Source organism: Streptomyces sp. NPDC093111 (genome assembly GCF_040683955.1).
In the GTDB taxonomy this organism is placed as follows: Bacteria; Actinomycetota; Actinomycetes; order Streptomycetales; family Streptomycetaceae; genus Streptomyces.
The window spans coordinates 61,964-84,364 of the sequence record NZ_JBFBNW010000025.1 but is presented as its reverse complement, the minus strand read 5'-3'; the positions used below and the strand labels follow the sequence as shown (position 1 = coordinate 84,364).

Sequence of the window (22,401 nt, the reverse complement as noted above, 5' to 3'; positions counted from 1 at the left end):
CTCGTCGGGACAGGACTTCCACCTAAGGTTTCTGACTGTCCGTCAGATTCCCTCACCCTGTCAAGGTCACGGAGGCCGCCGGATGCCCGCCCGCCCCACGACGGAAGGCGGCCCGCACGCCGGCGCCGAAGCGCCGCCGCACGGGCCGCCGTTCACCCCGCGGACCTTCCCCCCGTCGGGCCGGTCACCACCACGGATAGAAGTTGACGGCCGCGTTCACGTTGGACTGGTCGATGTGCGTGAAGGCCGAGCCGTTCACACTCGCGGTGTTGTTCTGGTTGGAGGCACCGGAACCCGTCGCCACCTGCTGGGTCGTGGTCGAGTTGCCGTTGTTGCTGCCGCCCACGCCACTGCCGATGATCGTGCCGACGCTGGTGTTCGATCCGTTGTCCGCGAATCCTCCGTTGTCGGCCTGGGCCACCCCGGTGAAGAGCGCGGCGGCGAGGGGCAGGGCGGCGACAACGGCGATGACGCGGGCGGTACGGATGCTTGCCATGTCTGTTCCTCCAGGAACTGAAAGCTCTGAAAACTGCTAACTGCTGCTCATTCCAAGGCGGTTGGCCGACCACCCCGGTTCGTTTCCTGCTCGACGTCGCGAGATCAGAGTTGCCCACCGAATCCCCGGCGAACCACCCCCTAGCCCCTGATTCCCCCTCAAGCGTGAGGACAAGTCGATAAACCCCCTCACCCCCGGCAAACCCCCAGGCCACCCACCCGAAGCCCGCACACCACCACGGGAGCCCGCCCCTCCCAAGGGACGAAGCGTTTCGGCACCTTTTCAGCCAATCCGCCCTCCTGCCCGAAAAGCCCCGCCCGAGAGTCGAGAGCGGAGCGAAAAACGGGCCGGGAGCGCGGGCGCAGAACCGGCGCACACCACCCGGGGGGCGAAACGGCGAACACGGGAAAGCCGACGGCCCCCGACCGGTAGATACCGGTCGGGGGCCGTTCCAGGCACCGCGGTGGGTGTGGGATTTGAACCCACGGTGACATCGCTGCCACGACGGTTTTCAAGACCGTTCCCTTAGGCCGCTCGGGCAACCCACCCTCGCTCCGTCCGCCGGGGGCGGAGCGAGTACAGAGTACCGGGAGCGTAAAGGATCAGCTGTCGCCCGTGCGTTCCCCGAGGGTGACGGTGGCCGTGGCGGTCTTGCCCGCGCGCTCGTAGGTGAGCTTGACCTGGTCGCCGGGCTTGTGGGTCCAGATCTCGCTGATGAGGGTCGGGCCGCTGTCGATCGGGTGGTCGTCGAAGGCGGTGATCACGTCGCCGGCCTTCAGGCCCGCCTTGGCCGCCGGGCCGTTCGGGGTGACCGAGGCGGTGCCGCCGGTGCCCTGCTGGGCGATGGTGGCGCCCTCGCCCTTGTCCTGCATGTTCACCGTCGCGCCGATCACCGGGTAGACCGGCTTACCGGTCTTGATCAGCTGCTCGGCGACGTTCTTGGCCTGGTTGACCGGGATGGCGAAGCCGAGGCCGATCGAGCCCGCCTGGGACTGGCCGTAGCCGCTGCCCGCCGACTGGATCGCGGAGTTGATGCCGATCACGGCGCCGCTCGCGTCGAGCAGCGGACCGCCCGAGTTGCCCGGGTTGATCGACGCGTCGGTCTGCAGGGCGCTCATGTACGAGTTCTTGCCGCTGGAGCCGTCGCCCGAGGCCACCGGACGGTTCTTGGCGCTGATGATGCCGGTCGTCACCGTGTTCGACAGGCCGAAGGGCGCGCCGATCGCGATGGTCGAGTCGCCGACCGCCACCCGGTCCGAGTCGCCCAGCGCCAGCGGCGCCAGGTTCGACGGGGCGTTCTTCAGCTTGATCACGGCCACGTCGTAGCCCTCGGCGCGGCCGACGACCTCCGCGTCGTACGTCTTGCCGTTGGAGAACGTGACCGACAGCGTGCCGCCGTCCGCCGCGGAGGCCACCACGTGGTTGTTCGTGACGATGTGGCCCTCCTTGTCATAGACGAAGCCGGTGCCCGTGCCGCCCTCGCCGTCCGTGCCGCCGGACTTCGCCTGGATCGTGACGACGCTCGGCAGCGCCTTCGCCGCCACCGCCGCGACCGTGCCGGGGTCGCGCTTGAAGGAGGCGGGGGAGTCGCCCGAGGAGACGGTGGTCGACGCGGTCGGGTCGTCGTCGCGCTGCGACGCCGCCCAGTAGCCGATGCCGCCGCCGACGCCGCCCGCGACCAGCGCCGCGACCAGGACGGCCGCCACCAGACCGCCCGAGCGCCTGCGCGGGGCCTCGGGGGCCGGCTGCGCCGGAGCGCCCCACGACGGGGTCACCGGCGGGGCGGGGGGCCAGCCACCGGCCGCCGGGTCGGGGACCGGGGCGGGAACGGGGGCGGGGGTGGGGGCGGAAGCGGGCTGAGGGGTGTGGGCATGGACAGGGGCGGGGGCCGGAGCGTGTGCCGGGGTGGGCTCAGAGGCGGGCTCCGGGGCCGCGGGGGGCATGGCGGGGGCCTGGGCGTGGGTCTGGGGCAGGGTCTCCGTCGGGGCCTGCGGATCGGACTCTGACTCGGCCTGCGGCTCGGTCTTCGGCTCGGACCGCGTCGGCTCGGGCGTTTCCTCGGGGGCGGCAGGCGTCGGAGGGGCCGCGGGCGGGGCGGGAGGCGTGGGAGGGACGGACGGGGCACTCCGGTCCGCCGGAACCGCCGTGCCCTCGTTCTCGGTGCTCACAGCTCTCTCCTCGTTCACTGCACGGATGCGGGTGGATGGATGCCTGGTCCATGGTGCTGTGCTCAGCTTTTCCCACCGGACGTCAGGCCACTGTAAGCCGGAGCTGTGTGTCCGCACCCCTCTTCTTTATATGGGGGCATATACGACACAGCCTTACCATGTCGCGGTGACCCACGCACCGCAGCAACCGAACCGTCCCCCTGTCCAGGTGGTCGCCCACCGCGGGGCCTCCGAGGACGCCCCGGAACACACTCTGGCCGCCTATGTGAAGGCCATCGAGGACGGCGCCGACGCCCTGGAGTGCGATGTACGGCTGACCGCCGACGGGCACCTCGTCTGTGTCCACGACCGGCGCGTCAACCGCACCTCCAACGGCCGCGGCGCCGTCTCCGCCCTGGAGCTCGCCGATCTGGCCGCCCTCGACTTCGGCACCTGGAAGGGACGCGAGGAGGCCGGCGAGAGCCCCGACCGGGGCGACCCCGGCGACACCTCCGTCCTCACCCTGGAACGCCTCCTGGAGCTGGTCTCCGACGCCGGGCGCCGGATCGAGCTCGCCATCGAGACCAAGCACCCCACCCGCTGGGCCGGGCAGGTCGAGGACAAGCTGCTCCAGCTCCTCGGCCGCTTCGACCTCGCCGCGCCCGCCGCGCCGGAGGAGTCCCAGGTGCGCGTCATGAGCTTCTCGGCCCGCTCCCTGCACCGCGTCGCGGCCGCCGCGCCGACCCTGCCCACCGTCTCCCTCGCCCAGTTCGTCACCCCGCGCCTGCGCGACGGGCGGCTCCCCGCGGGCGCCCGGATCGCGGGACCCTCGATCCGGATCGTCCGGCACCACCCCGCCGTGATCCTGCGGCTCCAGAAGGCCGGCCACCAGGTGCACGTCTGGACCGTCGACGAGCCCGAGGACGTGGAGCTGTGCGAGCGGCTCGGCGTGGACGCGATCATCACCAACCGCCCGAAGCGCGTGCTGTCCCAGCTGGGCCGCCTCTAGCCCCTCCCGTCACCCCTGTCACAGGGGTGACGGGTGTGCCCCGGCGCGTTCGGGACGTACGCGATCGTCACGAGTGCGTCACCAGACCCGTACTGGCCGGTTTCCGGTCCAGGCCATTGGGGCATTCACACCGTGGCGTGGGGCAAAGGAGGTCTCGGGGGTGGCGTTGGTGGTGGCACAGGAGGTGCCCACGTCGTCGAGCATGGCCGTACCCCATGGCCCTGCGGGCGTGGGCAAGGCGCGACACCGGATGCGGGAGCAGCTGCACCGCAACGGGATGTCCGAAACGGTCGTCGACGACGCGGTGCTGATCCTTTCCGAACTGCTGAGCAACGCGTGTCGGCACGGCCGGCCGCTCGGTCACGCGGACGTGGGCGACGGCGACGTACGCGCGGCCTGGAGCATCGACAGATCCGGCGGGCTGACGGTCGAGGTGACGGACGGCGGCGGCCCGACCCGCCCCGTTCCCGCCACGCCCTCGGTCACCGCACGCGGCGGACGCGGGCTGAACATCATCAGCGCGCTGGCACAGGACTGGGGCGTACGGGACAGCGCGACCGGCGAGGTCACCGTCTGGGTGGTCGTCACCGAGGGCCACCGCCGCGAGGACTTCGCGGCACGGGTCGGCGGCGGCTCCGGACTGGACTTCCTGGACGCGTACGACGACCTGGAATGAGACCGGGGCGGGTACGGGACGGGACTGGGACGGGACCGGGAGCCGCGGCAGGGGCCGGTGGCGGGAGCGTCGACGGGAGTGGCGGCGGGAGCTGTGGCGGGCCGCCGCCGCGGGTCCGGCGGCGCGACCGCCGGGTCCCCTCCTCGGACCCTCGGGCCTCGCGCCCTCGGGTCCTCCGGGGCCGTCATCCGGACGCCGTCCCGGACCTCGGGTCCGGCCCGGCTCGATCGGCCGGAAGCCGTCCCCGCGACCGGCCGGACCGGCACCGGTGACGGCGGCATCCCGGCATGCGGGATCGCGTGCGGCTAGGCTCGCGCCCTAGACAGCACCGCCGCGATCGGGAGAAAGCCACACCATGGCGAAGAAGCGCCCCCAGACGAAGCCCGGCAAGACCGGCCAGGCACAGGTCACGAGCGGGGAGATCCCGGTCGTCGGTGCGCGCGAGCCGTGCCCCTGTGGCTCGGGCCGCCGCTACAAGGCGTGTCACGGGCGGGCCGCCTCGCACGCCGTGACCGAGATCGTCCAGCGCCCCTTCGAGGGGCTGCCCGGCGAGTGCGACTGGGTCGCGCTGCGCGAGCTGGTGCCCGCCGCCACCGTGCCGCTCACCCTCAAGGGCGGGCTGCCCGAGGGCGTGCCGTCGGTGACCCTCGCGACCGTGCTGCCGATGGCCTGGCCCGCGCTGCGCCGCGACGACGGCTCCGTGCTGCTCGCGCTGCAGAACGACGCCTCCTCCGGCGACCTCGCCCGCGACCTCGCCGACACCCTCCAGCGCGCGCTCGAGACCGAGCCCGGCACGCCGGTCGAGCCCCGCCGCGTGACGCCGGAGGGCCCGCGACTCCAGGACCTGCTCGACCCGGACGGCGATTTCGCGCCGGACGTGCACACCGGTTTCGAATTCTGGATTCCCGAGACCTCGGACAATTCCAGCCCCGAGGTCGCCGCCTCCCTGGAGCGCGCCAACGCCGCCGCCATCCCCACCGTCAAGCTGACCGGTGTGGACGCGGCCTACTGGTGCGAGACCCCGGACAAGAACCACCTGCGCTGGGTCATGCCGCACGCCGAGGAGAAGCTGCTCGACGCGCTGGCCCGGCTCCAGGCCGCCGGCGCCACCTCGCTCGGCGCGGACACCCGTCTCGTGGGCTCCTTCCGCGCGCACGGCCTGATGGTTCCGGTGTGGGACCTGCCGACCGGCATGACGGCGGAGGAGTGCGAGAAGCCGGCGGCCGAGTTCGCCGAGCGGCTCGCGGAGGCCCTCGCCTCCGACGCCCCGCTCAGCATCGAGGAGCGGCGCGCGCGGGGCGGTCTCACCAACCGTCAGGTCACGCTCAGCTGATACCCCAGGTGGTATCCGTGACGGACAGACCGACCAGTCGGTGACTTCCGCCACAACCCCTCGTTCGCAGGCCTAAATCCCTGTCCGAATAACCGAGATCGAATTTGCGAACGGCAGATCTCTTGTTACCGTTCTAGAAGCCCGGTCGCTGGTGCATCCCCCGTCGCCAGCGATCGGGCCTTCTCATGCCCGCGTGCGCCCGCGTAAGCCCGCTGACGGTTCAACTACCGTCCGGCCCGGCCGCGTTGCTCCCCGAGCGCAGCAGCAGCGGAGTGCTGTCACCCCCGCCCGCGCCGGCGAATTCCGACACCGCCGAATAGTCCTCGGCGCCACCCCTGACCGGCTCTCTCGGCGTCTCGCAGGTATCCGGTTCGTCCTGCGCCTCGACCGCGCAGCGCACCTGTACGGTGCGGCCTCCGGGGGCCATCAGGGTGAGGACGGCGTCGAGTTCCTGGCCGGTGGCGTTGCGGTAGTAGGTACGCGCCCGGACGTCCGCGCCCTCGGTCACCACACAGGTCTGCGCCTCGACCCCGTCGGGGGAGGCGAGTTCGGGTCCGCACCGGGTCGCGGAGGGCAGCGCGGCGGAAGCGGCGCCGGGGGCGGAGCCGACGGCCCCGGCGGTCCGCCCGGGCGTCAGGCCGAGCTCCGCGAGGAGAGCCTTCGGCTTCCCGTCGTCACCAACGGAGCCGGCAGCGGAGTCGGCAGCGGCAGCGGAGCCGGCAGCGGTGTCGGGACCGGCACCCGGTGCGGAGCGTGCCCCGGAGCCGGATCCTGTCCACGAAGGGCCGGCCGTCGCCGCGATCGGCACCAGGACGGCGATCACCACCGCGGTCCCGAGCCCGATCGCGCGCCACTTCGCCGGACTCATCTGCCCCATGCCGCAGCCACCTGTTCCCTCGGAACGACCCCTCGGGGCGAAGATAGCGGCGGCCGGCGGGCGGGCGACGGGCCGCGCGCCCGTTTCCCCTGGATGCGGGGTGCGACACACCCGTTCGGGTGAACGCCCGTGCCGGTCCGGCTCAGTACGTGAGTCTGCTGCCGCCGCCCGGCGTGCTCGTGCTCGCCTCGACCAGGGCGTCCACGACCGCCTCGACGTCCGGCAGCCACGGCCGGGCCGAACCCGCCAGGGGCGCCCGCTCCCAGCGGACCTGTCCGCTCCCGATGGTCGAGGGCGGCAGCGGTAGATAGCCGCCCTCTCCATGGAAGCGCAGCGAACTCGGCACGCTGTCCTTCGTGTAGAGCAGTTCGCCCAGCCGTTCGAGGCTGTACGGGGCGACGAGGATCGCCCAGCGCGTGGGCGAGGCCACGACCGGGCCGAGCCGCATCCCCAGCGCGTCCAGCGCGGCGAGCGCGCGGGCGCCCGCGACGGCCGGCAGGCTCACCGCGCAGGGTGCCCGGCCGCCGGTGGCCAGCAGGACCGGCGCGCCCGGGCGCTCGCCCCACCACCAGCGGATCATGCGGGCGTCGGTGGTGGCCGCCAGCAGCCCGGGATCGAAGGGGTGCGCTCCGGGCACCACGCACTGGGGGTCGGGGCAGGCGCAGGTCACGGCGGCGGGCGCGCCGAGCAGGGCGCGCGCTCCCGTCGCCTTGGACGCCGCGGTCCGCAGGCCCACTCCGGGCAGGACGGGCCAGTCCCATTCGGTGGCGCACAGGAGCGCCGAGTCGAGCTGTGCGACGACCGCATCGCGCTCCGCGCGCTCCTCGCGCCCCTTGCGCCGGAACCGGAGCCTGCGTCGCCTTCCGAGGATCTCGCGCATGAGCGCTCGTTCCTTTCCGTTGAACGCCGAATCCACATCACACCACGTGCGTGACTCCACGTGCGGATCTCTTCACCGTGCGTATCACTGTGCGTCTCAGCGTGCGTGTCAGCATGCATCTCAGCGCGTACGAGCTGCATCCAGGCTCGGCAGTCGCTGCCGGCCGGTCCTGGCGGTAGAGGTTCCCCGCCACTCGGTTGGAGGGTGCGGCCTGCGGTGATGAGGACGCCCGGGTTCCGCGTCCGTATTCAGGGGCGTGTCCAACTGCCCCTGCCCGTCACCGATTACGTACCCGTCCCGCTCAAAATGACGCGCTTTCAAACGACGCCAGTCGACCGCGAATGGTGCACACTGGGGGCAATTTTCAGCCAACTTCCCCTAGTCTTCAACCCCCTCGCCCCATCCCACGGACACCACAAGTCCCATGGTGACAATGCTGGACATCGCTCTACATGTGCGTGTAGATGTGGATCGCTGGGTAGTGGCGCAGAATGACTTGGGGGTTTGCGATGCTATTGCATGAAACGCGCAGGTCTGAAAGGCGCGGGCCATGAGTACACCGCCCGCGCCGAAAGTGGCCGGAATCGATTCTGCTGTTTCCCTTCCGCCGCACACTGCGGTTCCTCCGCACCCGGCGGCCGTCCCTCCCCGCCCCGCGGCGTCCCCGCCGGCCCCGCCGTCCCAGGCCGCCGACGCCCTCCTCCAGGACCGCCTCGCCGGCTGGGTCTCGGACCTCACCCTCCTCCACGAACTCACCGAGTCCCTGATCAGGACCGGCTCGCTCGACGACGCCCTGCGCGAGCTGCTGCGCGCCGGAGCCGCCCTGGTCGGGGCCCGTCGCGGGATGGCCGTACTGGAACCGGCCGACGGCCTCGGCCCGACCTCCACCGTCGGCCTCGGCCTCGCCCACGCCGAGCTCGGCACCATCGAGACCGTGCCGCGCAGCGTCACCTCGTACGGGCGCATCCTCGACGGGCTCGACGCCCTGCCGGAGGGCTCGCTGCCCCGCCCGATCGCCATCCCCGACCTGCGCGACGAGGAGGGTCTCGACCCGCGCCTCCGCGAGGTCGCCGCCCGCCTCGGCTACGCCGCCAGCTACGCGCTGCCGCTCGCCACCGAGAAGGCCGGCCGGCTCGGCGCCGTCGTCTGGCTGTACGACGAGCCCGCGGAGCCCGCCGAGCGCCAGCGGCACCTCGTCCAGCTCTACGGCAGGTTCGCCACCGAGCACCTCGGCCGCCTCCTGGAGGTCGAGCGCGCCCGTGCCCAGGTCGCCACCGTCGCCGAGGAGCTGCTGCCCAGCCGCCTCCCCCGGATCCCCGGCGTCCAGCTCGCCGCCCGGCACCGCACCGGCCCCCGCGGCGGCGGCGACTGGTACGACGCGCTGCCGCTCCCCGAGGGCGCCCTCGGGCTGGCCGTCGGCTCCGTCACCGGCAGCGGGCCGAGCGCCCTCGCCGCGATGGGACGCCTGCGCGCCTCGCTGCGCGCGTACGCCGTGATGGAGGGCGAGGACCCGGTCGCCGTCCTCTCCGACCTGGAGCTGCTGCTCCGGCTGACCGAACCCGCGCGCTCGGCGACCGCGCTCTTCGCCTTCTGCGAGCCGCAGGCCCGCAGGATCGTGCTCGCCGGGGCCGGCCACGCCCCGCCGCTGATCATCGGCGACCAGCGCACCGAGTACGTCGAGACCTCGCTCTCCGCCCCCCTGGGCATGCTGTCCTGCTGGGAGGCGCCGAGCGTCGAGCTGTCCCCGCGGCCCGGAGAAACGGTGCTGCTGTACACGGACGGGCTGCTCCGGCGGACCGGCGACCCCATGGACCGGGCCTTCGCCCGGCTGCACGCCGCCGCCGCGGGCGTACCCAAGGCGGACCGGGCCGATCCGGGCGCCGTCGCCGACCACGTCCTGCGGACCGTACTGCCCGAAGGACTGGAGGGTCCGGACGCCGACGGCGAGGACGTGGTGCTGCTCGCCGCGCGCTTCGAGTGAGCGCCGCCGGGCCTCCGGCGGCGATCGGAGCGTGACCGGAGTGAGAACCGCCACCGTCCTGACCCGCCGGTAATGGGTCTTCCGGCTCTGGGCCCCCTTCCGCACGACCGTACGATGGGAAGGGTTCAGTGTCGTACCAGAGGAGGCAGACCCGTGGCCGATGAGCTCACGCCGGACAACCCGGAGACCCCGGAAGAGTCCGAGGAGCAGGCGATCAAGCAGCGGAAGAACGGCCTGTACCCGGGCGTCTCCGACGAGCTCGCCGAGAACATGCGGTCCGGCTGGGCCGACACCGAGCTGCACGACCTGGCGCCCATCGCCCAGGCCGCGCACACCGCCGACCGCCGCGCCGCGCTGTCCGCCCGCTTCCCGGGCGAGCGCCTGGTGATCCCGGCCGGCAACCTGAAGACCCGGTCCAACGACACCGAGTACTCCTTCCGCGCCTCCACGGAGTACGCCTACCTCACCGGCGACCAGGCCCACGACGGCGTCCTGGTCCTGGAGCCGGCCGAGGACGGCCACCGGGCCACGATCTACCTGCTGCCCCGCTCCGACCGCGAGAACGGCGAGTTCTGGCTGGACGGCATGGGCGAGCTGTGGGTCGGCCGCCGCCACTCCCTCACCGAGGCCGAGAAGCTGCTCGGGATCCCGGCGAAGGACGTCCGCGAGCTGCCCGAGGCGCTGAAGACGGCCACCGGCCCGGTCCGCGCCGTGCGCGGCCACGACGCCGGCATCGAGGCCGCCCTGACCGACAAGGTCACCGCCGAGCGCGACGAGGAGCTGCGCGTCTACCTCTCCGAGGCCCGCCTCGTGAAGGACGCGTTCGAGGTCTCCGAGCTGCAGAAGGCCTGCGACTCCACCGCCCGCGGCTTCGAGGACGTCGTCAAGGTCCTCGACAAGGCCGAGGCGACCAGCGAGCGCTACATCGAGGGCACCTTCTTCCTGCGCGCCCGGGTCGAGGGCAACGACGTCGGCTACGGCTCCATCTGCGCCTCCGGCCCGCACGCCTGCACCCTGCACTGGGTCCGCAACGACGGCCCGGTCCGCTCCGGCGACCTGCTGCTGCTCGACGCCGGCGTGGAGACCACCGAGCTCTACACCGCCGACGTCACCCGCACCCTGCCGGTCAACGGCCGGTACACGGAGATCCAGCGCAAGATCTACGACGCCGTGTACGAGGCGCAGGAGGCCGGCATCGCCGCGGTGAAGCCGGGCGCCGGCTACCGCGACTTCCACGACGCCGCCCAGCGCGTGCTCGCCGAGAAGCTGGTCGAGTGGGGCCTCGTCGAGGGCCCGGCCGAGCGCGTCCTGGAGCTGGGCCTCCAGCGCCGCTGGACCCTGCACGGCACCGGCCACATGCTCGGCATGGACGTCCACGACTGCGCCGCCGCGCGCACCGAGGCGTACGTCGACTGCACGCTGGAGCCGGGCATGTGCCTGACCGTCGAGCCGGGTCTCTACTTCCAGGCCGACGACCTGACCGTGCCCGAGGAGTACCGGGGCATCGGCGTCCGGATCGAGGACGACATCCTCGTCACCGAGGACGGCAACCGGAACCTCTCGGCCGCGCTGCCGCGCCGGTCCGACGAGGTCGAGGCGTGGATGGCCGGCCTGAAGGGCTGACCCGTCCCCCCGCCCGTACGGGAAAGGGCCCCGCCGATTCGTGTCGGCGGGGCCCTTTTCCGTACGGGCGGGGGGACGGACGTGCCGCGCGACCCCTCGCCGCTCAGGTCAGCGCCAGCGGGGCGTCCGGGCGCCATTTGATGATCTTGTCGAAGCTGACCAGGGCGCCGCCCCGGCCCGTCCGCCCGAAGTGCACGTGGTCGGCGAGCTCCTCGATCAGCCGGAGCCCGCGCCCGTTCTCCGCGTCGGGCGCCGCCGGGCGCCGCTCGGGGGCAGGGGCGAAACCGGGGCCCGAGTCGGCCACCTCGATGCGACAGGTCTCGCCGTCCAGGTACGCGGTCACCCGGTACGCCTGCGAGCCGCCGCCCCGGCCCACCGCCCCGCCGTGCTCGACGGCGTTCGCGCACGCCTCGGTCAGGGCCACCGACAGCTCGTACGACACGTCCGGGTCGACCCCAGCGGTCTCCATCGTGCCGAGCAACAGCCGCCGGGCGAGCGGCACGCTCGCCGCCTCGCGCCGCAGATGCAGGGACCACCAGATGCTCATGCTCCAGCCTCCTGGCTGCGGCTCGACATGCTGCGGCACGACATACCGATACGTATTGCCGTCCCGCGTGGTCCATAAGCCCCGAGCCACGTCAAGAGCGCCCGTTCGGCGGGTGCACTCCTCCCTTGCGCCGGTGTATGTCAGCCCGAACGCCCCCAAGAGTGACCTTCCGGACCTGCCGTATGGGAGGTGTGGGGCTGGTGCGATGATGGGCCCGCCATGTCTGCCCCCGCGCTCGCACCACGCATGCTGAGGGCCGCGGTGTTCACCGCGGTCTGCGTCGTGCTGTCCGCGCTCGGCCACGCGCTGGCCGCCTGCGCGGGGATCGCGCTGTGGTCGATCGCCGCCGGATTCCTCGGCGTCTTCGGCATCACCGTGCTCTTCACCGGACGCGAGCGCTCGCTGCCCGCCATCGTCGGCGCGCTGACGGTCGGACAGCTCGGGCTGCACGCCCTGTTCGGGTTCGGCCAGCGCCGGCTCGCCATGGGCGCGGAGACCGACCAGGCCCTCGTCCGGCTGGCCGCCAAGCTGGTCTGCGGCCAGGGCGGCACGTCCCTGAGCCCCGCCGACGCGGCCCGGATCGTCAGCGACGCCGGGCTCTCCCCGACCGCCGCCACCGGGCACGGCCACATGGCCGGCATGACCGGCGGCGCGGGCACCGGGGCCGCCGAGCTGATGCCGAGTCTGCCCATGCTGCTCGGACACCTGCTGGCCGCGCTGGCCACCGGCTGGCTGCTGCGCCGCGGCGACCTCGCGCTCGGCCGGCTGGTCCGGCTGTCCACGCAGGGCGCCACGGAGCTCGCCGCGTGCGCGCTCGTACGCTCCCTGCGCGCCGCGCTCTTCCTCGTACGGGCCCTGCTCGCCGGACTGCCGGGCGCTCCGGCCACCGGACCGCGCGGCCCCGCCCGTACCGCCTTCGACTCCTCGCCGCCGCCGGTGGCCGAGGCGCTCCAGCACACCGTGATCAGGCGCGGCCCCCCGGCCGCCTCCTGCGTCCTCGCAGCCTGACGCGGACCGCTCGCAGGGAGCGGATCCGCGGTCGTCCGCGCTCGCGGACGACCCCCGGACGAACCGCCGGCCCGCCCGGCCGCCCCCGCGCGGCACGCGGTGACGTGACGCCGTGTCCGGTCGTCCGCTTCCGAACCCTCCTCCGAGCTGGAGTGTCTTCTGCCATGAGCGTTTCCCGTACCCACGTCTCCCGCGCCGTCCTCACCGGCGGCGCCGCCGTCGCCTCCGTCCTGCTGCTGGCCGGCACCGCGTCCGCGCACGTCGGCGTCCAGCCGCAGGGCGAGGCCGCCAAGGGCGGCTACGCGACCGTCAACGTGAAGGTGCCCAACGAGCGCGACAACGCCTCCACCGTCAAGGTCGAGGTCAACTTCCCCACCGACCACCCGCTGGCCTCCGTGATGCCGCAGCCGGTCCCCGGCTGGAAGGTCGAGGTCACCAAGGCCAAGCTGGCCAAGCCGCTGGAGCTGCACGGCAAGAAGATCAACGAGGCGGTCGCCAAGGTCACCTGGACCGCGGCCGGTTCGAAGATCGGCCCCGGCCAGTTCCAGCAGTTCCCGCTCTCCCTCGGCCAGCTGCCCGAGGACACCGACCGGCTCGTCCTGAAGGCCATCCAGACCTACGACAACAACGAGGTCGTGCGCTGGATCGAGGAGCCCAAGGACGGCGCGCCGGAGCCCGAGAACCCCGCCCCCGTGCTGAAGCTCTCCGCCGCGAGCGCCGACCACCACGGTGGCGCCGCCCCGGCCGGCGACGACAAGGCCGCCGACGACAAGGCCGGCCACGACGAGAAGGCCGGCGAGCACAAGGAGAAGGAGGCCGCCGGCTCCACCGACAGCGCGGCCCGTGTCCTCGGCGTGGTCGGCATCCTCGTGGGCCTCGCCGGCATCGCCTTCGGCGTCCTGGCCGGACGCCGCCGCTCGGCCTGACGGCCCCTCCATCGACCCGGAAGAATCACCATGTCCGACAGCAAGACAGCTGCTCAGAAGTCCGGTGCCGACGACGCGAAGGACGGCGGCCGACCCGGCCGCCGTGCCCCGCTGATCGCCGCCGCCGTCGCCATCGTCGCGGCGCTCGGGATCACGGCCGCCGTCGGTCTCGGCGGCGGCGACGACAAGACGCCCGGCACCACGAGCGGGCCGGTAGCCGACGTCTCCGGCGGCACCGACAGCGACAAGGCCGCCACCGTCCTGGACCGGCCGTTCGCCAAGCCCGACCTCGTCCTCACCGACACCAAGGGCCAGAAGTACGACCTGCGTACGGCCACCAAGGGCAAGCCGACGCTCGTCTACTTCGGCTACACCCACTGCCCCGACGTCTGCCCGCTGACGATGAGCAACATCGCCATCGCCCGCAAGCAGCTCCCCAAGGCGGACCAGGACAAGCTCCAGGTCGTCTTCGTCACCACCGACCCCGAGCGGGACACCGCCGCCGAGCTGGGCAAGTGGCTGCCCGCCGCCGGCGACCCGTCCTTCGTCGGGCTCACCGGCGACTTCAAGACGATCCAGGCGGGCGCCCGCTCCATGGGCATCGGCATCGACCCGGCGAAGAAGGAGGGCAACACCGTGGTCTCCATGCACGGCGCCCAGGTCATCGCCTTCTCGCCGACCACCGACCAGGGCTACGTCCTGTACGGCGAGAGCACCAGCGCCGACGACTACGCCAAGGACCTGCCGAAGCTCATCAAGGGGGAGAACCCGTGAACCGCCGCACCACCGCCCTGACCGCCTCCGTCGCACTCGCCGCCGCGCTCGCCCTGACCGGCTGCTCGTCCTCCGGCGACGACAAGCCCGCACTCAAGGTGAGCGGCGCGTTCATGCCGCAGCCGGTGATGGACATGGCCGGCGGCTTCCTCACCATCACCAACGGCGGCGACGTCGCCGACAAGCTCACCTCCGTCACCAGCGGCCTCTCGGACGACGTCACGATGCACGAGACGAAGAACCAGAAGATGCAGGAGGTGAAGGCCTTCGACATCCCGGCCAACGGTGAGCTCAAGCTGGAACGCGGCGGCAACCACCTCATGTTCATGGAGTTGAAGAAGCAGCCCAAGCAGGGCGAGAAGGTGAGCATCGAGCTCCACTTCGAGAAGTCCGGCGCCCTCAAGGTCGAGCTCCCCGTCGAGGCACCGAACCACAACCCGAAGCAGCACTGAGCCAGTCGAGGGAGAACCGGACGATGACCACCACCGCCCCGCGCCTCGGGCACGCCGTCACCCGGCTGCTGCTCGTCGTGGCCGCGCTCCTGGGCACGCTGCTCGCCACCGCGGGCCCCGCGTCCGCGCACGCGGCCCTGACCGGCAGCGACCCGCAGGACGGGGCGGTGGTCGCCACCGCTCCCAAGGACGTCAACCTCACCTTCTCCGAGCAGGTCGCCATGGGCGCCGACTCGATCCGGGTCCTCGACCCCTCGGGGAAGCGGGCCGACACCGGCGAGATCCGTGACATGTGCAGCGGCTCGATCGTCCGCTACGGCGTCGAGCTGCTGCCCGGACTGCCCGACGGCACCTACACGGTGGCCTGGCAGACCGTCTCCGCCGACAGCCACCCCGTCTCCGGAGCCTTCACCTTCTCCGTCGGCGCCCCCTCGACCACCTCCGTCGCCCTGCCCGAACAGACCGCGGGCGGCGGGATCGTCGGCGCGCTGTACGGGATCGCGCGCTACCTCTCGTACGCCGGATTCGTCGTCCTCGTCGGCGGCGGCGCCTTCGTCCTGGCCTGCTGGCCGCGCGGGGCGAGCGTCCGGCCGGTGCAGCGGCTCGTGGTCCGCGGCTGGCTCACGCTGACCGGCGCCACCCTCGCGATGCTGCTGCTCCGCAACCCGTACACCGGCTCGGGCAAGCTGGCCGACGTCTTCGACCTGGCCGGGCTCCAGGCCGTCCTGGCCACCAAGACCGGGGCGGCGCTCTCCTCCCGGATGCTGCTCCTCGGCGCGGCGGCGCTGTTCGTGGCCGTGCTGTTCGGCGCGTACGCCCGGCGCACCGACGAGAAGGAACTCAAGGACCTCACCTTCGGCCTCGCGCTCGGCGGCACCGTCGTCGCGGCCGGCATCGCCGGCACCTGGGCGCTCGCCGAACACGCCTCGACCGGGCTCCAGCCGGGCATCGCCATGCCGGTCGACATCCTGCACCTGCTGGCGGTGGCCGGCTGGCTCGGCGGCCTGACGACGCTGCTGGTCGCGCTGTACCGGGCGCCGTCGGTCGAGCGCTCGGCGGTCGAGCGGTACTCGAAGCTGGCCTTCGGCTCGGTCGTCGTGCTCGTCGCCACCGGCGTCTACCAGTCCTGGCGGCAGGTCGGCACCTGGTCCGCGCTGACGGACACCCGGTACGGACAGCTGCTCCTCGTGAAGATCGGCCTGGTCGCCGTCCTCCTGGGCATCGCCTGGGTGTCGCGGCGGTGGGTGCAGCGGCTGGGGGAGGCGGCGGAGACCACGGAGCCCTCGGAGGCGACGGACGCCACGGAGTCCTCGGAAGCCGCCGATGAGGGTGCTGCCCCCGGCGGGGCCGACGAGGCCGACGAGGTCGACGGTGCTCGTTCCGAGCAGCTCGCGCGGCAGCGGGCCGCCGTCGCCACCGCCCGGCGCAAGCGGGAGCGGGACGCGGACCCCGAGCGGGCCGGGCTGCGCCGTTCGGTGCTGACCGAGGCGGCCGTCGCGGTCGTGCTCCTCGCCGTGACGACCGTGCTGACCTCGACCGAGCCGGCCCGTACGGAAGAGGAGGCGGGCCGCCTCAAGGCGTCATCCGGCTCCTCCGCCGTGCCCAACCGTCCGATCGACGTCCGGCTGCCCTTCGACACCGGCGGCGTGGACGGCAAGGGCACCGTGCAGCTGACCCTCTCCCCCGGGCGCACCGGCGCCAACGCGCTGCACATCTTCGTGCTGCGGCCCAACGGGCGCCCCCTGGACGTGCCCGAGGTGAAGGTGTCCTTCACCCTCACGGAGAAGCAGATCGGCCCGCTGCCGGTGCTGCCGGACCGGATCCAGACCGGACACTGGACCGCGTCGAGCGTCCAGCTCCCGATGGCGGGCGAGTGGCGGATGCAGGTCACCGTGCGGACGTCCGAGATCGACCAGACCACCATCGACAAGAACGTGAAGATCGGCTGAGCCCCGTGAACGAGCCCGTGAACGCCCCTGCGAACACCCCCGCGGCCGACGCCGTGGACACCCCCGTGGACGACGCCCGCCTCGACATCTCCCGGCGGCGGCTGCTCGGCACCGTCGGCGCCGCGGGCGCGACCGGTCTGCTGATCGGCGCGGCCGGCGGTGTCGGCTTCGCCTCGACGGAGGACGGGGGCGGTTCCGGCACGGGCTCCGGCGGCTCCTCCGCGCTGACCTCGGTCGGTTCGACCGAGGTGATGTTTCACGGGAAACATCAAGCGGGGATCACCACTCCGCTTCAGTCCCGCGGGCATCTGGTCGCCTTCGACCTCGCCCCGGGCGCCGGCCGCAAGGAGGCCGCCGCGCTGCTGCGCCGCTGGTCGGCCACCGCGAAGGCACTGATGGCGGGCAAGCCCTCGACCGGCGACACCGGCGTCGCGCTCGACGCCGGGCCGTCCTCGCTGACCGTGACCTTCGGCTTCGGGCGCACCTTCTTCGACCGCACCGGTCTCACCGCGCGCCGCCCCGGGCAGCTGGACCCGCTGCCGGCCTTCTCCTCCGACGCGCTCGACCCGAAGCGTTCCGAGGGCGATCTGTGGGTGCAGATCGGCGCCGACGACGCGCTGGTCGCCTTCCACGCGCTGCGCGCGCTGCAGAAGGACGCGGACGGCGCGGCGCGGGTGCGCTGGCAGATGAACGGCTTCAACCGTTCGGCCGGTGCCACGGCCCGGCCGATGACCGCCCGGAACCTGATGGGCCAGGTCGACGGCACGAACAACCCGAAGCGGACGGACGCCGACTTCGACCGGCGGATCTTCGTCCCGCAGAGCCCGGAGACGGGCAGCGGGGGCTCTCAGGGGTCCCAGGGCTTCCAGGAGTGGATGGCCGGCGGGTCGTACGCGGTCGTGCGGCGGATCCGGATGCTCCTGGACGACTGGGAGCGGCTGTCCCTGGACAAGCAGGAGAAGGTGATCGGGCGCCGGAAGGCGGACGGGGCTCCGCTGACCGGCGGGAGCGAGACCACCCCGCTGGATCTGGACAAGCGGGGGCCGGACGGCGGGACCGTCATCCCGGACAACGCCCACGCCCGGATCTCCGCACCCGAACAGAACGGCGGCGCGGCGATGCTGCGCCGGCCCTTCTCCTTCCACGACGGGATCGCCGCGGACGGCACCCCGGACGCCGGGCTACTCTTCGTCTGCTGGCAGGCGGATCCGCTGCGGGGCTTCGTGCCCGTGCAGCGCAAGCTGGACCGGGGCGACGCGCTGTCCCCGTTCGTCCGGCACGAGGCGAGCGGGCTGTTCGCGGTGCCGGGCGGGGCCGCGGAGGGCGAGTACGTGGGCCAGCGGCTGCTGGAGTCGTAGGCACGTCGCTGCCGAGCGGCTGCCATTAGGGTGACCGTATGTCAGCCACCCGGTATACGTATCTCGGTCCCGAAGGCACTTTCACGGAGGCCGCGCTGCGTACGCTGCCCGAGGCCGCGACGCGGGAGCTCGTCCCGATGGTCTCGGTCCCGGCCGCGCTGGACGCCGTCCGCAACGGTGAGGCCGCGGCCGCGCTGGTGCCGATCGAGAACTCGGTCGAGGGCGGGGTGACCGCGACCCTGGACGAGCTGTCCTCGGGCGAGCCGCTGATGATCTACCGCGAGGTGCTCCTGCCGATCGCCTTCGCCCTGCTCGTACGGCCCGGGACGAAGCTGTCGGAGATCAAGACCGTCACGGGGCACCCGGTGGCCCAGCCGCAGGTGCGGAACTGGCTGCGGCGTCATCTGCCGGAGGCGGTGTGGGAGTCGGCCGCGTCCAACGCGGACGGGGCCCGTCTCGTCCAGGAGGGCCGCTTCGACGCGGCCTTCGCCGGCGAGTTCGCGGCGGCCACCTACGGCCTGGAGCCCCTGGTCACCGAGATCCACGACGCGGAGAACGCCGAGACGCGTTTCGTCCTGGTGGGCCGTCCGGCCCGGCCCGCGGCGCCGACCGGTGCGGACAAGACCTCGGTCGTGCTGTGGCTGGGCGAGGACCACCCCGGCGCACTGCTGGAACTGCTCCAGGAATTCGCCGTGCGCGGGGTCAACCTGATGCTGATCCAGTCCCGGCCCACGGGCGCGGGCATCGGGAACTACTGCTTCGCCGTGGACGCCGAGGGCCATATCTCGGACCGGCGGGTCGGCGAGGCGCTGATGGGGCTGAAGCGGATCTGCCCGAAGGTGCGCTTCCTCGGTTCGTATCCGCGCGCGGGCGTGGCGGTCGAGGACGTACGGCCGTTGCGGCGCGGGACCTCGGACGGCGAGTTCACGGACGCCTCGGACTGGCTGGCGCGGGCCCAGGACGGCCGGGCCTAGCCCGAGTTATCCACAGGCTTGCGTCTCGACCTGGGGACAAGTCGACAAGCGCGTCCACCCCGTCCCGGGCCGTCCCCGGCAGGGTCGACAAATCGTCGTCACCCCTGCTCCGGGGGCCCACTCTTTGGGGCGAGGTATTCCCACTCGAAGGAGTGGGAAAATGCCGGCGGCCCTCTTGGTCCACAGATCTTCCACACAGCCTGTGGATAACCCTTCGGAGTCCCGCATTCCTGTGGAGAACCCCTGGGACTTCCCCAGAGATCCCTCGGAGATCCCCCGGAGATCCCCCAGGGAAGTCCGAATGGGGAAATCATGGAAAAACAAAGCAATTCGGGCAAAGCGACACGCAAGTCCTTATCGAGTGGGGTCGCGCGATCGCGCACCGGTAGCCTGGTGGGGTGATTGACCTTCGCCTGCTCCGTGAGGACCCCGACCGTGTTCGCGCCTCCCAGCGCGCCCGTGGAGAGGACGTCGCGCTCGTCGACGCCCTGCTCTCCGCCGATGAGCGGCGCAGGTCGTCCGGCGTCCGCTTCGACGAGCTCCGATCCGAGCAGAAGGCGCTCGGCAAGCTGATCCCCAAGGCCTCCCCCGAGGAGCGCGCCGCGCTCCTCCAGAAGGCCGACCAGCTCAAGACCGACGTCAAGGCCGCCGAGGCCGAGCAGAACGAGGCCGACGAGACGGCCCGCGCGCTCCTCCTCCAGCTCGGCAACATCGTCCACCCCGACGTGCCCGTCGGCGGCGAGGAGGACTTCGTCGTCCTCGAGACGCACGGCACCATCCGCGACTTCGCGGCCGAGGGCTTCGAGCCCAAGGACCACCTGGAGCTCGGCGAGGCGCTGGGCGCCATCGACGTCGAGCGCGGCGCCAAGGTCTCCGGCTCGCGCTTCTACTACCTGACCGGCGTCGGCGCGCTCCTGGAGCTCGCCCTGGTCAACGCGGCGATCGCGCAGGCCACCGAGGCCGGCTTCATCCCGATGCTCACCCCCGCGCTGGTCCGCCCGCGCGCCATGGAGGGCACCGGCTTCCTCGGCCAGGCCGCGGAGAACGTGTACCACCTGGAGAAGGACGACTACTACCTGGTCGGCACCTCCGAGGTCCCGCTCGCCGCGTACCACATGGACGAGATCATCGACGCGGACAAGCTGCCGCTGCGGTACGCCGGCTTCTCGCCGTGCTTCCGCCGCGAGGCCGGCACGTACGGCAAGGACACCCGCGGCATCTTCCGCGTCCACCAGTTCGACAAGGTCGAGATGTTCTCGTACGTCGCTCCGGAGGACGCCGAGGCCGAGCACAAGCGGCTCCTCGACTGGGAGAAGCAGTGGCTGACCTCCCTGGAGCTGCCCTTCCAGGTGATCGACGTCGCCACCGGCGACCTGGGCTCCTCCGCCTCCCGCAAGTTCGACTGCGAGGCCTGGATCCCGACCCAGGGCAAGTACCGCGAGCTGACCTCCGCCTCCAACTGCGACGGCTTCCAGGCCCGCCGCCTGTCCGTCCGCATGCGCGAGGAGCAGGGCGGCAAGAAGACGGTCCAGCCGCTTTCCACCCTGAACGGCACGCTGTGCGCCGTACCGCGCACGATCGTCGCGATCCTGGAGAACCACCAGCTGCCGGACGGCTCGGTGCGCGTGCCCGAGGTGCTGCGCCCCTACCTCGGCGGCCGTGAGGTCCTGGAGCCGATCTCCAAGTGAGCACCTTCCCCTACCGCCTGGTGGCGACGGACCTCGACGGCACGCTGCTGCGGGCCGACGAGTCCGTCTCGGGCCGCACCCGTGACGCGCTCGTCGCCGCCACGGAGGCGGGCGCCGCGCACATCGTCGTCACCGGCCGGGCGGTGCCCTGGACCCGGCACATCCTCGACGACCTCGGCTACGAGGGGATCGCGGTGTGCGGGCAGGGCGCGCAGGTCTACCACGCCGGTGAGCACCGGCTGCTGACCTCGCTCACCCTGGACCGGCAGCTCGCCGGGCTCGCCCTGTCCAAGCTGGAGGCCGAGGTGGGCCCGCTGGCCCTCGCCGCGAGCCGCGACGGCCTGGAGGGCGAGGTCCTGATCGGCCCCGGCTACCGGGTCCAGGAGGGACCGCTGCCGTACGTCCCGTACGAGGACCCGGCGGAGCTGTGGGCGGCCCCGCTCACCAAGCTGTACCTCCAGCACCCGACGCTCGACGACGACCAGCTGACCCGCGCCGCGCGCGAGACGGTCGGCGGGCTCGTCGACGTCGTGATGGCCGGCCCGGGGATCGTCGAGGTCCTCCCGCTCGGCCTGAGCAAGGCGACCGGGCTCTCCCTCGCCGCGCGCCGGCTCGGCGTGAAGGCGGCGGAGACGATCGCCTTCGGCGACATGCCCAACGACATCCCGATGTTCGGCTGGGCGGCGCACGGCGTCGCGATGGGCAACGCCCACGAGGAGCTGCGCGCGGTGGCCGACGAGGTGACCGCCTCCAACGAGGAGGACGGCATCGCGCTCGTCCTGGAGCGGCTGCTCAGCGCCTGAGCGCGGAGCGTCCGCTCAGCGCCTGAGCGGGGAGCGTCCGCTCAGCGCCTGAGCGGGGAAGTCCGCGACGGAAGACAGGGAAGAAGAAGCGGGGCGGCCCGCGCGGTTCGCCCCCGCGCGCTCGAAGCGGCCGCCCCGTTTCCGTACCCCCAGTGTGGGCCGGACGCCCTCGCCGGGACCACCGGTTTATCCCGGACGGGCCAGGTGCGCCGCGTCCGCCGCCCCCGGCGTGTGCCAGGTCAGCGGCCAGAACGCGAGCCCGATGAGCAGCGAGATCGCGTGCCCCAGATCGGTGTACGTATGGTTCGAGACCAGCGGGACCGCGAAGAAGGCCACCGCGCCCGCCAGGTAGAACCAGCGCCAGGGGCGCGGCAGCCGGTAGGTGAGGATGCCGACCGAGGCGGCCAGGCCGTAGCTCACCCCGATGTCGACGACGTGCGCCATGCTGCGCGGCACGTCGTGGTGCTGGATCGCCTCCAGGACGACCTTCTGGCTGATGAGGGTGGCGGCGATGTGCGCCGTCGCGACGACGACCAGCCACTTCGCCGTACCGAGCCAGCGCTCGACGGGCGCGTGGAAGACCTCGAAGAGGACCGCGTACAGGAGCAGGCTCGCCGGGTTCTCGATCCAGAACGCGCTGCCGAGCAGCGCCTGCACCGGGTTGCGGGAGAGCTCGTGCAGATTGCTGCTGTTGCGGTGCAGCAGATAGCGGTCCAGGTCGTCCGGGGAGAGCGCGATGGACAGGCTGGTGACCGCGATGACAGCCAGCCAGACGTGCGTACCGGGTGACGAACGCACCCACGACCTGATCGGCCGGGACGGTTCGCCACCCGGGGCGGGAGAAGAGGATTCGCGTGGCACATCACCGTGCCTATCACCCGAACCTGAGTGAAACGCGTG

The 22,401-nt window shown here is 72.4% G+C and carries 20 protein-coding genes and 1 tRNA gene; 14 read left to right on the top strand and 7 right to left on the bottom strand.

Translation table 11 applies throughout. The features are described from left to right. Positions 1-184 precede the first annotated feature (184 nt). The 3 genes from AB0Q96_RS33700 to AB0Q96_RS33690 all read right to left on the bottom strand — a co-directional run bounded on the left by AB0Q96_RS33700 (position 185) and on the right by AB0Q96_RS33690 (position 2,664). Positions 185-496: a hypothetical protein gene (locus AB0Q96_RS33700; protein ID WP_365332194.1), complete on the bottom strand. Its 312-nt coding sequence runs from the start codon at positions 494-496 to the stop codon at positions 185-187. A 461-nt stretch (positions 497-957) separates the two neighbouring features. Next, positions 958-1,044, bottom strand: a tRNA-Ser gene (locus AB0Q96_RS33695). A gap of 54 nt (positions 1,045-1,098) precedes the next feature. After that, positions 1,099-2,664 carry a trypsin-like peptidase domain-containing protein gene (locus tag AB0Q96_RS33690; RefSeq protein WP_365332192.1) on the bottom strand — a complete coding sequence of 522 codons (1,566 nt, stop codon included), beginning with the start codon at positions 2,662-2,664 and terminating at the stop codon, positions 1,099-1,101. Between the two features lie 166 nt (positions 2,665-2,830). Here AB0Q96_RS33690 and AB0Q96_RS33685 point away from each other — a divergent pair, with 166 nt between their 5' ends. The 3 genes from AB0Q96_RS33685 to AB0Q96_RS33675 all read left to right on the top strand — a co-directional run bounded on the left by AB0Q96_RS33685 (position 2,831) and on the right by AB0Q96_RS33675 (position 5,661). Continuing rightward, the gene (locus AB0Q96_RS33685; RefSeq protein WP_365332190.1) at positions 2,831-3,652 is read left to right on the top strand and encodes a glycerophosphodiester phosphodiesterase; all 822 of its coding nucleotides are present in this window, start codon (positions 2,831-2,833) and stop codon (positions 3,650-3,652) included. A gap of 73 nt (positions 3,653-3,725) precedes the next feature. Then, complete coding sequence (locus tag AB0Q96_RS33680; RefSeq protein WP_365332188.1) at positions 3,726-4,328, top strand: ATP-binding protein; 603 nt, start codon at positions 3,726-3,728, stop codon at positions 4,326-4,328. A gap of 355 nt (positions 4,329-4,683) precedes the next feature. Continuing rightward, positions 4,684-5,661, top strand: a complete 978-nt coding sequence (locus AB0Q96_RS33675; protein WP_365332186.1) for a DUF5926 family protein — start codon at positions 4,684-4,686, stop codon at positions 5,659-5,661. A 220-nt stretch (positions 5,662-5,881) separates the two neighbouring features. Here the strand turns inward: AB0Q96_RS33675 and AB0Q96_RS33670 are convergent, their stop codons facing one another. Continuing rightward, positions 5,882-6,538, bottom strand: coding sequence for a hypothetical protein (locus tag AB0Q96_RS33670; protein ID WP_365332184.1), 657 nt, complete (start codon positions 6,536-6,538; stop codon positions 5,882-5,884). A gap of 142 nt (positions 6,539-6,680) precedes the next feature. After that, entirely contained in the window at positions 6,681-7,418 is a 738-nt protein-coding gene (locus AB0Q96_RS33665) for a bifunctional DNA primase/polymerase (RefSeq protein WP_365332182.1), read from the bottom strand. A gap of 574 nt (positions 7,419-7,992) precedes the next feature. Here AB0Q96_RS33665 and AB0Q96_RS33660 point away from each other — a divergent pair. Both AB0Q96_RS33660 and AB0Q96_RS33655 read left to right on the top strand, forming a co-directional pair. Further along, entirely contained in the window at positions 7,993-9,399 is a 1,407-nt protein-coding gene (locus AB0Q96_RS33660; protein ID WP_365332263.1) for a GAF domain-containing SpoIIE family protein phosphatase, read from the top strand. 153 nt (positions 9,400-9,552) lie between these two features. Further along, positions 9,553-11,022 (top strand): aminopeptidase P family protein, encoded by a 1,470-nt coding sequence (locus AB0Q96_RS33655; protein ID WP_365332180.1) that lies wholly within the window; start codon positions 9,553-9,555, stop codon positions 11,020-11,022. Between the two features lie 103 nt (positions 11,023-11,125). Here AB0Q96_RS33655 and AB0Q96_RS33650 read toward each other — a convergent pair whose 3' ends face one another. Continuing rightward, on the bottom strand, positions 11,126-11,569 hold the full coding sequence (locus AB0Q96_RS33650) for an ATP-binding protein (protein ID WP_365332178.1): 444 nt from the start codon (positions 11,567-11,569) through the stop codon (positions 11,126-11,128). A gap of 219 nt (positions 11,570-11,788) precedes the next feature. Between AB0Q96_RS33650 and AB0Q96_RS33645 the strand changes: the two genes are divergently transcribed. The 9 genes from AB0Q96_RS33645 to AB0Q96_RS33605 all read left to right on the top strand — a co-directional run bounded on the left by AB0Q96_RS33645 (position 11,789) and on the right by AB0Q96_RS33605 (position 21,501). Next, positions 11,789-12,577, top strand: a complete 789-nt coding sequence (locus AB0Q96_RS33645; protein ID WP_365332176.1) for a hypothetical protein — start codon at positions 11,789-11,791, stop codon at positions 12,575-12,577. A 164-nt stretch (positions 12,578-12,741) separates the two neighbouring features. Then, entirely contained in the window at positions 12,742-13,503 is a 762-nt protein-coding gene (locus AB0Q96_RS33640) for a YcnI family protein (RefSeq protein ID WP_365332174.1), read from the top strand. A 30-nt stretch (positions 13,504-13,533) separates the two neighbouring features. Further along, the gene (locus tag AB0Q96_RS33635) at positions 13,534-14,277 is read left to right on the top strand and encodes an SCO family protein (protein WP_365332172.1); all 744 of its coding nucleotides are present in this window, start codon (positions 13,534-13,536) and stop codon (positions 14,275-14,277) included. Continuing rightward, positions 14,274-14,729, top strand: a complete 456-nt coding sequence (locus AB0Q96_RS33630) for a copper chaperone PCu(A)C (RefSeq protein ID WP_365332170.1) — start codon at positions 14,274-14,276, stop codon at positions 14,727-14,729. The genes AB0Q96_RS33635 and AB0Q96_RS33630 overlap by 4 nt, the downstream gene beginning before the upstream one ends. A gap of 23 nt (positions 14,730-14,752) precedes the next feature. Beyond that, positions 14,753-16,678, top strand: coding sequence for a copper resistance protein CopC (locus AB0Q96_RS33625; protein WP_365332168.1), 1,926 nt, complete (start codon positions 14,753-14,755; stop codon positions 16,676-16,678). 53 nt (positions 16,679-16,731) lie between these two features. Continuing rightward, positions 16,732-18,036 carry an iron uptake transporter deferrochelatase/peroxidase subunit gene (gene efeB / locus AB0Q96_RS33620; protein ID WP_365332261.1) on the top strand — a complete coding sequence of 435 codons (1,305 nt, stop codon included), beginning with the start codon at positions 16,732-16,734 and terminating at the stop codon, positions 18,034-18,036. Positions 18,037-18,074: 38 nt separating this feature from the next. Then, on the top strand, positions 18,075-19,010 hold the full coding sequence (gene pheA / locus AB0Q96_RS33615; protein WP_365332167.1) for a prephenate dehydratase: 936 nt from the start codon (positions 18,075-18,077) through the stop codon (positions 19,008-19,010). Positions 19,011-19,408: 398 nt separating this feature from the next. Next, a complete protein-coding gene (gene serS, locus AB0Q96_RS33610) occupies positions 19,409-20,698 on the top strand; it encodes a serine--tRNA ligase (RefSeq protein ID WP_365332165.1) in 1,290 nt (429 codons plus the stop codon). Then, positions 20,695-21,501 (top strand): HAD family hydrolase, encoded by an 807-nt coding sequence (locus tag AB0Q96_RS33605; protein WP_365332163.1) that lies wholly within the window; start codon positions 20,695-20,697, stop codon positions 21,499-21,501. The genes serS and AB0Q96_RS33605 overlap by 4 nt, the downstream gene beginning before the upstream one ends. Positions 21,502-21,687: 186 nt before the next feature. On the opposite strand, the gene AB0Q96_RS33600 is transcribed toward AB0Q96_RS33605, so the two are convergent. Further along, positions 21,688-22,362, bottom strand: coding sequence for a rhomboid-like protein (locus AB0Q96_RS33600; RefSeq protein WP_365332161.1), 675 nt, complete (start codon positions 22,360-22,362; stop codon positions 21,688-21,690). Positions 22,363-22,401 lie beyond the last annotated feature (39 nt).